The following is a 10,740-nucleotide window of genomic DNA, read 5'->3' on the forward strand; positions in this document are numbered from 1 at the left end:
CTCGGCGGCGGGCTGGTCGGCTCCAACTTCGAGCAGGCGTACTTGCTCGGCAACAGCATCAACAACCCGACCTCCGAGATTGTTCAGACGTATGCCTTCAAGGTTGGGCTCCGCGACGGCAGGTTCTCGTATGCCGCCGCCATCGACTTAATTCAGTCGATCATTTCCGTCATTCTCATCTTCTCGAGCAACTATGTCGCCAAGCGCGTCTCGGGATCGAGCTTATTCTAAAAGAAAGGAGCGCCCTATGCTGAGGACCCAACGCCAGAAGGATAACGTGCTGGACAGCTTCATCTATGTCGTGCTAACGGTGATCATGCTCAGTATGCTATATCCCTTCTATTACGTGCTGATCGCTTCGTTCAACAAAGGCTCCGACTCCCTTCTCGGAGGCGTCTATTTCTGGCCGCGCAGCGTCACGCTTGAGAATTACAAGACGTTTTTGTCCGATCCGAGCTGGTACAACGCCTTTCTCGTCACGATCGCGCGGACGGTGTCCGGGACGATGCTCGGCGTACTGCTCACCTGTCTGGTCGGCTATGCGCTGTCCCATCGCAATCTGGTATTAAGCAAGCTCTATTTTACGATCATCATTTTCGCCATGTACTTCTCCGGGGGACTGATCCCCTACTATGTTGTCCTTCGTTCGGTTGGGCTGCTCAATTCGTTTGGCGTCTACATTATCCCGACGATGCTCAGCACCTTCTTCCTGCTGATCGCCATCTCCTTCTTCCGGGAGATTCCGCCCGAGCTCAAGGAGTCGGCGCATATGGACGGGGCGGGGGAGCTCGTCATCTTCACTCGCATCATCCTGCCGGTCTCGACGCCGCTGCTGGCGACGATGGCGCTGTTCCTGGGCGTCGGGCAGTGGAACGCCTGGCTCGACTCGGCCTATTTCGTCCAGTCGGAGGGGCTGCGGACGCTGACGTACCGGATGATGGAGGTGATTAATAAGAGCAACTCGCCGATGGACGCGATCGCTGCGGCCAATAGCAGCTCGGCTGGCGTGACCAGCTACTCGCTGCAGGTGACGGCGATGGTCGTCTCGATCGCGCCGATCGTGTGCGTCTATCCGTTTCTGCAGAAGTATTTTGTCCAGGGCATCATGCTCGGCTCGGTCAAAGGATAAATGTCGTTATCCATACTTACTCTACACAGGAGGGGTTCTTATGAGAAGGCAATCGGCAAGAAGGAAAGGCATGCTCGTCCTATCGATCCTGCTGGCGCTCGCCCTGGCCATGACGGCGTGCAGCGGCGGCAACAGTCCCGGGAATGGCGGCTCCGGCGAGACAGGGGCGAATAACGCTCCGGAAGGGAGCGACTCGACGGGCGGCTCCGACGAGACGGTAGAGATGACGATGTTCATCGACGCACCATGGTATCCGGTCAAGGAGTGGAAGGGACCGATCGCGGACAAGATCACGGAGGAGACAGGCGTCAAGCTGAAAATTACCGTCGCCACCGACGACAATCAGCTGCCGCTGATGATCGCCTCGGGCGATCTGCCGGACCTCGTATTCACGTACAACAATGTCAGCCGGCTCTCCGACAGCAAGCTTTCGTATTCCTGGAACGAACTGATCGAGCAGTACGCCCCGGACTTCGAGATCGACTCGACGCGTATCGCGATTCATACGATGCCGGACGGCAACTTCTACACAGTGCGCAACTCGTTTGCGACGCAGGAGGAGTGGGCGGCCAACAAGTATGCGCTCGGCAATGACGGCAATCCGGGCATCGCGGTCAGAGAGGACATGATGGAGGAGCTAGGCAACCCGGCGATCGAATCGCTTGATGACTTCGTCGAGGTGCTGGGCATGGTCAAGAGCAAGTATCCGGACGTCGTGCCGCTCGTGCTGGATAAGGAATGGCTGGAGCAATATTTCCTCGTGCAGTTTGGCGTTGGCTCCTACTTCGGCTCGTGGACCGAGTTTGACGGCAAGGTGGATTACTATATCAATCATCCGAAGATGCCCGAGTTTTTCAAGTTCATGAACAGTCTCTACCGCAACGGTTATATCCTGGCCGAGAACTTCGCCCATGCCAACGACAAGATCGACGACCAATACGCGACCAGCGGCAGAGCGTTCGCTCATGCCCACACGGTCAGTGTCGCGGCGACGGACAACATCGCAATCGAAAACGAAGGCGGCAACTTCCGCTTCCGGATGCTCCCTTCCGCCCTGACCGACGAGGCGCGTATCGTCAGCGGCGGCGTCGGCTTCGCCGGCACGTTCGTGACGAAGAAAAACAAGCATCCCGACAAAGCGATCAACTTCCTGAAGTTCCTGGGCAGCGACGAGGGCAAGAAGCTGACGATGTTCGGCATCGAGGGCGAGCATTGGACCTGGAACGAGGAGGGGTATCCGGATCTGAAGTACAATCCGAACGACTCCAGCTTTGTCGAGTCGAACGGGATCAAGTGGTTTTACTTCTATAACGATGCGATCACCGAAGGGCTCTGGAGCTATGTGCCGGGCACGTCGACGACGCAGGCGCTGACGGAGATCAAGGCGATCACGCAATACCGGCCGCAGCTCGGCGTTATCCAGAGCGGCCCGGACTCGGAGGAGCGGACGATCAAGACGAAGATCGACGAGATGATCAAAAACGAGAAGGTCAAAATCTACCTCGCCAGCTCAGAGGAGGAGGCGATGGCGCATTACGAAAATCTGCTGAAAACTGCAGAGCAGATCGGCTTGAATAAGCTGGTCGCATGGGCCAACGAGACATTTGAGAAGAAAAAGAGCTTGTTTGACTCCTAACATTGCGGTGCGCGGGCCTCTAGATTGACGCGCTGTCTCGCCTCCCAATCGCATAAAATGTTCCTCCCCAAGACATAGTAAATGAAAGTTGCGTGGGGGAGCACATGCGAGATGGAGGCGGGATAAGTGAAATCTGCGAACGACCGGCTATCGATCGCCGCTCTGGGCGGCGTCAGCGAAATCGGAAAAAATATGTACGTGATTCAATCGAATGAAGATATCGTCGCGATCGACTGCGGCTCCAAATTCCCGGATGAGACGTTGCTCGGCATCGACGTCATCATCCCGGACGTCGGGTATCTGCTCGAGCGCCAGGAGAAGGTGCGAGCGCTCGTCGTCACGCATGGACATGAGGATCATATCGGCGGCATTCCGTACCTGATCAAGCAGCTGAACCTGCCGATCTACGCGACCAAGCTGACGCTCGGACTGATCGAGCGCAAGCTCTCCGAGCACGGGCTGCTGGCGACGACACGGCTGCATCAGATCGACGCCGACAGCCGGCTGAGGCTCGGGGAGACGGAGCTGACCTTCTTCCGCACCAATCATAGCATCCCGGATTGTCTCGGCATCGTCATCCATACGCCGCAAGGAAAGGTCGTCCACACCGGCGACTTCAAGTTCGATCTGACGCCGGTGAACGGTCAATATGCGGACATCCACAAGATGGCTGCGATCGGGGAGAGCGGTGTCCTGGCGTTGCTCTCGGAGAGCACCAATGCCGAGCGGCCGGGCTTCACGCCATCGGAGCGTACGGTCGGAGAGCAGATCATGAAAGCCTTCGAGGATGCGACGGGCAAGATCTTCTTGGCGACCTTCGCCTCCAACATCAACCGGCTGCAGCAGGTGATCGACGCGGCTGCGCATACTGGACGCAAGATTGCGCTGCTCGGGCGCAGCATGGTCAATGCGGTCGAGATCGCCGCGCCGCTCGGTTATCTAAGACTGCAGCCGGATATGCTCATCGAGCCGCAGGATGTGAACCGCTACGCGCCGGAGCGTGTAGCGATCCTCTGCACCGGCAGCCAGGGCGAGCCGGCGGCGGCGCTGGCGAGGCTGGCCAGCGGCACGCATCGTCAGGTCGAGGTGCGGGCCGGCGATACGGTCATCCTCGCAGCGACGCCGATCCCGGGCAATGAGCGCAACGTTGCCCGCGTCGTCGACCATCTGTTCGACCGTCAAGCCAACATCATCTACGGCTCGGGCTCCGTCACCGGTATGCATGTATCCGGACATGCGAGCCAGGAGGAGCTGAAGCTGATGCTGACGCTGATGAAGCCCAAGTACTTCATCCCCGTCCACGGGGAGCTGCGGATGCTCTACCAGCATCGGCTGCTGGCAGAAGCAGTCGGCGTCGCCAAGGGGCATAGCTTCATCCTGAGCAATGGCGATGTGGTCGATATCGAGCAAGGCGTCGCCCGGCAGGAGCGCAAGATCCATAGCGGCGATACGCTGGTCGATGGTCTGGGAATCGGCGATGTCGGCCATATCGTGCTGCGGGATCGCAAGGTGCTCTCCGAGGATGGGATCCTGATCGTCATCCTCTCCCTCACGCGCATCGATGGCCGCATGAGCGTCTCCAAGTCGGATGTGATCTCCCGAGGCTTCGTCTATGTGCGGGAGTCGGAGGGACTGATGGAGGAGGTCAATCGGCTGGCAGTCGCGGCGGTCGAGCAGCTGCAGGACAACCGGACGAACTCCTGGTCGATGTACAAGCAGTCTGTCAAGGAGGCGGTGGGCAAGTTCGTCTATGCCGAGACCAAGCGGCGGCCGATGATCCTGCCGATCATTATTCAGATCTAGTTTGCAACGCTTGGCGTTTGTAGTCCGAGGGCGTCATATGCTTGAATTTCTTGAACTGTCTGGCGAAGTAGCTGAGGTGCTGATAGCCGTTGTCCATCGCCGCCTCCAGAATGCTGCAGTCGCCCGACTCGAGCATTGACGCCGCGCGATTCACACGCAAGTAATTCATATATTCGATCGGCCGCGAACCGGTGAGCTGCTTGAACAGTCGACACAGATGAGAGGATGTCATCGAGCCGACCGTTGCCAGCTCATCCAGGGTGAGCGGCTTTTGATAATGGCGCGTGATATACTCCAGGACGTCGATGACCGGCTTCCAGCGCTCGGGCGCGCTGCGATGGGTGTTGTCGTATTGCAGGCGCGGCACCAGGTAGGGGCTGAGCTCGGCGAGCAGCGAATAGAGCTGCCCCTTGATCGCCCATTCGCGAGCGATGCCTGGGCGGTCATACGCGTCGATCAGTCGTGAGATGCTGGCATGGGCAGCAGCGGCGACGGGCAGCTCGGCTATGCGGGTCGGGAACAGCAGCTCGCCGCCGAGCAATGGATGGAGGTACTCGCGTTGGCAACGGTCGGAGTAGAGCGCCGATAGCCACGACAGCTTGAACACAATCGCAGTATAGTCGCAGCCCGCCTCGGAGCTGCCGCAATGCAGCTCGCCAGCGTTGACGATGACGGACTCGCCGGCGCGCAGCGCATAGTCCTGGTGATGGATCGTGAAGATGCCCTCCCCGCGGCGGATCGAGATCAGCTCGATCTCCTCATGCCAGTGCAGCGGCAGGATTCGTGTCTCTCCGGGGAGGGAGTCGACGTGATAGACGGCAAGCGGGAGCTCCGAGGAGCCATGACGGACCGTTTCGCGAAAGCGATATTCTAGCATTTATTCAGCTCCGATCAAAATTGTGCTAATAAATATCAATATTGCGTTAGATATTGCATATAAGAATCAATATCATGATAGTAACACGGATTAACGAATACAGGAAGCACAAGGGGAGTGGATAACATTGAAGATTGAAAGCGTTATCCAAAAGGATGACAGTCTCGAGCTGACGACAAGCCGAGGCAAAATGAGGCTAACGGCGTATAGCGAAAATATCCTGCGCATCCAATATACGTTGGAAGAGCAATTCAGTACGAAGCCAAGCTATATGGTCATCGCCGAGCCGGACCCTGATGCGCGGGCTGAGGTGGCGGAGCATGCCGATCATCTGACCGTGAGCACGTCGCGGCTCAACCTTCGCATCGACCGGGAGACCGGGGCATTCAGCTACTATGATCATCAAGGAGCGCTGCTCGTCCGGGAGCCGCTCCAGGGCGGCAAGACGTTGTCGGAGATCGAGGTCGTGAAGACGGTATTCGACGCCGATGTCGAGCTGGAGACAGGTCAAGGCGCAGACGGCCTCCGGGTACGCGCCGATGCGGCGACACGCATCGTCGACCGCCGGGCGTATCAGAGCAAGCTGTCGTTTGAATGGTCAGATGGGGAGGCGCTGTACGGACTGGGCTCGCATGAAGAAGGCATGTTCAATCTGCGAGGTCAGCATCAATATCTGTATCAGCAAAATATGAAGGCCGTCGTGCCTGTGCTCGTATCGACGCGTGGATACGGCGTGCTGATGGACAGCTACGCTGCCATGACGTTCCATGACGATGCCTTCGGCTCCTATCTCGCGAGCGAGACGGACGATGAGCTGGACTATTACTTCGTCTATGGTCCGGAGCTCGACGAGGTTGTACGGCAGCTGAGAGGGATCACCGGCAAAGCGCCGATGCTGCCTAAATGGGCGTATGGCTATGTCCAGTCCAAGGAACGGTATGTCACGCAGCAGGAGCTCATCGACGTCGTCCGCGAGTATCGACGACGGGAGCTGCCGCTGGATTGCATCGTCCTCGACTGGCAATCCTGGACTGGCGATCTGTGGGGCCAGAAGACGCTCGATCCGGTACGATTCCCCGATCCCCAAGGGATGATGGCCGAGCTGCATCGGATGGATGCAAGGCTGATGGTATCGATCTGGCCGATCATGAACCCGGACAGTGACAACCATAAGGAAATGCTGGCCCACAATGCGCTGCTCGGCAATCGCGCGACCTATGACGCGTTCCAGGAGCAAGCGCGTGCGCTCTACTGGAAGCAAGCCAGAGAAGGGCTGTTCTCTCAGGGCATCGACGCCTGGTGGTGCGACTGTACAGAGCCGTTCGAGGCGGATTGGAAGGGAGCAGTCAAGCCCGGGCCCGAGGAGCGGATGCGGATCAATACGGACGAAGCGAAGCGTTATCTCGATCCGGAGCTGACGAACGCCTACTCGTTGCTCCACTCGCAAGGGATCTATGAGGGGCAGCGACAGACCACCGAGGAGAAGCGGGTCGTCAATCTGACGCGTTCGGCTTACGGGGGACAGCATCGTTACGGCACGATCACATGGTCCGGTGATATTTGCGCCAACTGGGATACGCTGCGCAAGCAGATCGCTGACGGCTTGAACTTCTGCGCTACGGGCTCGCCTTACTGGACGACGGATATTGGCGCCTTTTTCGTCCAGAACAAGCCGGAGCTGTGGTTCTGGAGCGGCGACTATGACGATGGCGTCGATGACCTTGGTTATCGCGAGCTGTATGTCCGATGGTTTCAGTATGGGGCCTTCCTGCCGATGTTCCGCTCGCACGGGACGGATACCCCTCGGGAGATCTGGCGATTCGGGGAGCCAGGCGAGCCGTTCTACGAGGCGCTGGTCCGCTTCCTGCAGCTTCGTTATCGCTTGCTGCCGTACATTTATAGCGTCGCCTTCCGCGTGCACAGGGATGACTACACGATGCTGCGTGCGCTGCCATTTGACTTTAGAGCTGATGCGGCCACCTATGATGTCGACGATCAGTTCATGTTCGGTCCGTCGCTGCTCGTCTGTCCGGTTATCCGGCCGATGCTGTACGACCGTCGCTCCCGACCGCTGGAGACGACTGCGATGACTCGCAGCGTCTATCTTCCCCAGGGCTGCGAATGGTTCGATTACTGGAGCGATCGGGTATACGCAGGCGGTCAGACGATCGAGGCCGATGCGCCGCTGGACCAGATGCCGCTCTATGTGCGGAGCGGGGCGATCCTGCCGATGAAGGAGCAGATGCAGCATGCGGCGGATCGCGAGGGGGAGCGGCTCCACATTCACGTGTATACGGGAGCGGATGCCCGCTTCGAGTATTACGAGGATGAGGGAGACAGCTATCGTTATGAGCAGGGAAGCTATGCGGTCGTACCGATCAACTGGGATGAGCGACATCAGATCCTGCAGATCGGCGACAGACAGGGCACCTATCTCGGGATGCGGCAGGACATCGAGCTGACCGTTCTCTTCTACTCGGCCCAGGACGGCAGATATGAGCGTAGCGCCAAGCAGGCGCATGCGATCTACACAGGAGAGGCTATGGAGCTCCGCATCTCTGGCTAGATGTCAGTACTCCTGGTTAGACGTCAGTCGCTGCAAGGTTCATGAGATCTTCTGAAGCGGGGACGTCGAGGGCAGGTGAGCACAAGGCAGCCGCGATAGATATCGGGCTGCCCTGTTGGTCTGGCTATGACAGGAGGCGACGCCTCAAAACGCGAGCACGCCTGAGGTATAGAGCAGCACGAGCAGCATCAGGATCGGCGCGACATAGCGCAGCGCCAGCAGCCACAGGCGGAGCCAGCCTTGGCTGAGGCCAGTCGACTCTGCTGCGGCCTTCCAGCGGAAGCCGGCGAAGATCGTGATGAGCAAGCCCATGAGCGGCAGCAGGATGTTGGCCGTGATGAAGTCGATCCAGTCGAACAATGTCCGCTCGCCGATCACCAGGCCCGGCATGATCCCGTTGGACAGCCCGAGCGGCATGCCGAATGCAAAACAGATCGCGGCGACCGTCCAGGCCGAGCGCGTCCGGCTCCAACCCCACTGCTCCTTGGCAAAGGCGACGGGCACCTCAAGGATTGAGACGGCGGAGGTGATCGCGGCGATCGCCAGCAGCACGAAGAACAGTCCGCCGAACAGCCAGCCTAGCGGCATCGCCGAGAAGGCGGCCGGCAACGCGATGAAGACGAGACGCGGGCCTTCGTCCGGAGCGATGCCAAAGGAGAACGTCGTCGGGAAGATGATCAGCCCGGCGATCAAGGCATAGATCAGGTCGCCGATGCCGATCGCCACGGTCGCCGTGCCCAGCGGCTGGCGCTGATCGACATAGGCGCCATAGGTCATCAGGATGCCCATGCCAAGCGAGAGCGAGAAAAAGGCATGTCCTAGCGCGACGAGCGCCGACTCGGGCGTCAGCACCGAGAAGTCGGGACGCAGGAAGAAGGCGATGCCCTCCGAGGCGCCGGGCAAGGTAATCGAGCGCACCATCAGGAGCACGAGCAGGCCGGCCATGATCGGCAACAGAACTTTGTTGAACTTCTCGATGCCGCTCGAGACGCCCTTGGCGATGACCCAGGCGATCGCGATCATCGCCACGACCTGCCAGAAGATCGGCCAGTAGCTGGTGATGAAGCCGTCGAACTGCCCGCCGAAGTCGCTGGTCGCGAACAGTCGGCCGCTGAAGGCGAGGATCGAGTAGTGGAAGGTCCAGCCGACGACGATAATATAGAAGGATAAGATGAGGAACGGTGTCAGCACCTGCAGCAGACCTGCGCCGCGCCAGAGCGGGCCGCCGCCGAGCCGTGTAAATGCCGATGCCGCACTCGCCCTGCCGCTGCGGCCGATCGCCAGCTCGGCCAGCAGCACAGGCAGTCCCACCAGCACGAGACAGACGATGAACAACAGGAAAAACGCTGCGCCGCCGTTTTCTCCGGTAATGTAAGGGAATTTCCACATATTGCCCAGCCCCACCGAGCTGCCGATGGCAGCCATGATAAAGCCAAGCCGCGAAAATTGCTCGGTTGGACGGTTGTTGCGATTGCTTGTGTTTGCCATGTGACGAACCTCCGGGAAGTCGAAATAATTATACTCAGCTTTGCCCATATGAGCCGAGTTATTCTCATCAGGGGCGGTTGCCAAGAGCTTGGCCGCTGACATTACTTAACCGTAACGCGGAGCGCCAACACAGTTCAGTGATGCAACGCACACGAAGCAATAAGGAATCGGAAGAAGGACAGGAAAAGGCCGCCCAGGGGCAAGGCCATTAAGAGGAGATTCTTAATGACCTTGTACCGCAGGGCGGCCTTGTCGTCTGGATACTATTCTGAAAGCGGAATAACGATGTCTTCAAAGACGAGGTTGCGGTCCTCTTTAGCTGGCTTGTCGGAGCCGGTGTAGGACTTTCCGTTTTCGTCGATGCCGCCGTGATTTTCCTTGGTATGCACATAGTAACGGAGTGACGGCGTGACGATCAGCTCGCTCGCCTCGGGGTTCAGCTTCTCTAGCGTCTGGGTGTGCGCCCACGCCATCCCGCCATCCTGACTTGTGCCCTTAGAGCTGCCATTGCGACTGGCGTACGCATGCCCAAGATCATCGCGCGCCGTCAGCTCGATGTCGACAGCATCCCAGTCCGCATAGACCTCCTCAGAGATGAGCGATCGGTAGCTCAAGATGGTGGTCATTGGCGTTGCGACGAGCTTGTCGATCGTCAGCTTCACACCGTCATGCTCCAGAGATTGATCGACGAGTTGGACGGACTGCTCGGTCGCGTCGAGCGCAAGTGCGAAGCGCCAGTCGCCCGCGATCTTCTCTTTGCTCTCCATAATGGAGATCTCATCGATCCGCCAGCGGAGCTTGATGTGGTCCACCCCGTTAAGATTGACGCTGTCGGCGTTCAGGATGCCGGCATATTTCCCATCCTCCAGCTTAAACGAGACTTGCGAGCCGCCGCCGCCGTTTGACCCGCGGATATCCGGGAAGCCGAGGATCATCGGTCGTTCTCCCAGGTCCCGATCGCTCTCCAGCGTATAGCTGAGCGTCACTGTCTTGCCGTCGAAGACGGCGTCGCCGAGGGTGATCTTGATGCCGTTGCTCTCGGCGCTCATATTCATCTCGGTGGAGTAAGTCTTGTAGTCGGTATACCACCCGCCGTTATTGAGCCGTTCGTCGACCAGCTTGAAAATATCGCCGACCAGCGGGATGTTCGCCGCATAGGCAGGGAATGTCGCGCCGATTGCCGCGCCGCCTAACGTCAGCACCAGAGCGGCAGCCGCCACCGGACGCGCCCAAGCGCGTCG

Annotated in this window: 7 protein-coding genes and 1 pseudogene; 5 read left to right on the forward strand and 3 right to left on the reverse strand. The window is 59.0% G+C overall.

What is annotated here, in order from left to right; all coding sequences use genetic code 11:
• The 4 genes and pseudogenes from PA598K_RS37845 to PA598K_RS08610 all read left to right on the forward strand — a co-directional run.
• Nucleotides 1-231 (forward strand): annotated as a pseudogene (locus PA598K_RS37845) (sugar ABC transporter permease); the annotation flags it as partial.
• Between the two features lie 16 nt (nucleotides 232-247).
• A complete protein-coding gene (locus PA598K_RS08600; protein ID WP_128656561.1) occupies nucleotides 248-1,129 on the forward strand; it encodes a carbohydrate ABC transporter permease in 882 nt (293 codons plus the stop codon).
• A gap of 40 nt (nucleotides 1,130-1,169) precedes the next feature.
• The gene (locus tag PA598K_RS08605; RefSeq protein WP_128656562.1) at nucleotides 1,170-2,765 is read left to right on the forward strand and encodes an extracellular solute-binding protein; all 1,596 of its coding nucleotides are present in this window, start codon (nucleotides 1,170-1,172) and stop codon (nucleotides 2,763-2,765) included.
• Nucleotides 2,766-2,891: 126 nt separating this feature from the next.
• Nucleotides 2,892-4,568: a ribonuclease J gene (locus PA598K_RS08610; RefSeq protein ID WP_128656563.1), complete on the forward strand. Its 1,677-nt coding sequence runs from the start codon at nucleotides 2,892-2,894 to the stop codon at nucleotides 4,566-4,568.
• Here PA598K_RS08610 and PA598K_RS08615 read toward each other — a convergent pair.
• A complete protein-coding gene (locus tag PA598K_RS08615; RefSeq protein ID WP_128656564.1) occupies nucleotides 4,555-5,445 on the reverse strand; it encodes an AraC family transcriptional regulator in 891 nt (296 codons plus the stop codon). The genes PA598K_RS08610 and PA598K_RS08615 overlap by 14 nt on opposite strands.
• Before the next feature lie 127 nt (nucleotides 5,446-5,572).
• On the opposite strand from PA598K_RS08615, the gene PA598K_RS08620 reads away from it, so the two are divergent.
• Nucleotides 5,573-8,011, forward strand: coding sequence for a glycoside hydrolase family 31 protein (locus PA598K_RS08620; protein WP_128656565.1), 2,439 nt, complete (start codon nucleotides 5,573-5,575; stop codon nucleotides 8,009-8,011).
• A 144-nt stretch (nucleotides 8,012-8,155) separates the two neighbouring features.
• On the opposite strand, the gene PA598K_RS08625 is transcribed toward PA598K_RS08620, so the two are convergent.
• Both PA598K_RS08625 and PA598K_RS08630 read right to left on the reverse strand, forming a co-directional pair.
• The gene (locus tag PA598K_RS08625) at nucleotides 8,156-9,499 is read right to left on the reverse strand and encodes a sodium-dependent transporter (protein ID WP_128656566.1); all 1,344 of its coding nucleotides are present in this window, start codon (nucleotides 9,497-9,499) and stop codon (nucleotides 8,156-8,158) included.
• A 263-nt stretch (nucleotides 9,500-9,762) separates the two neighbouring features.
• On the reverse strand, nucleotides 9,763-10,740 hold a 978-nt coding region (locus PA598K_RS08630), incomplete at its 5' end, for a DUF4179 domain-containing protein (protein ID WP_185601727.1).

This window comes from Paenibacillus sp. 598K (assembly GCF_003851045.1).
Classification (GTDB): domain Bacteria; phylum Bacillota; class Bacilli; order Paenibacillales; family Paenibacillaceae; genus Paenibacillus_D.

Coding starts and splice junctions, on each gene's coding strand:
- PA598K_RS08625 (WP_128656566.1), bottom strand. CDS start 9,499: ATGGCAAACACAAGCAATCGCAACAACCGTCCAACCGAGCAATTTTCG.
- PA598K_RS08615 (WP_128656564.1), bottom strand. CDS start 5,445: ATGCTAGAATATCGCTTTCGCGAAACGGTCCGTCATGGCTCCTCGGAG.
- PA598K_RS08600 (WP_128656561.1), top strand. CDS start 248: ATGCTGAGGACCCAACGCCAGAAGGATAACGTGCTGGACAGCTTCATC.
- PA598K_RS08605 (WP_128656562.1), top strand. CDS start 1,170: ATGAGAAGGCAATCGGCAAGAAGGAAAGGCATGCTCGTCCTATCGATC.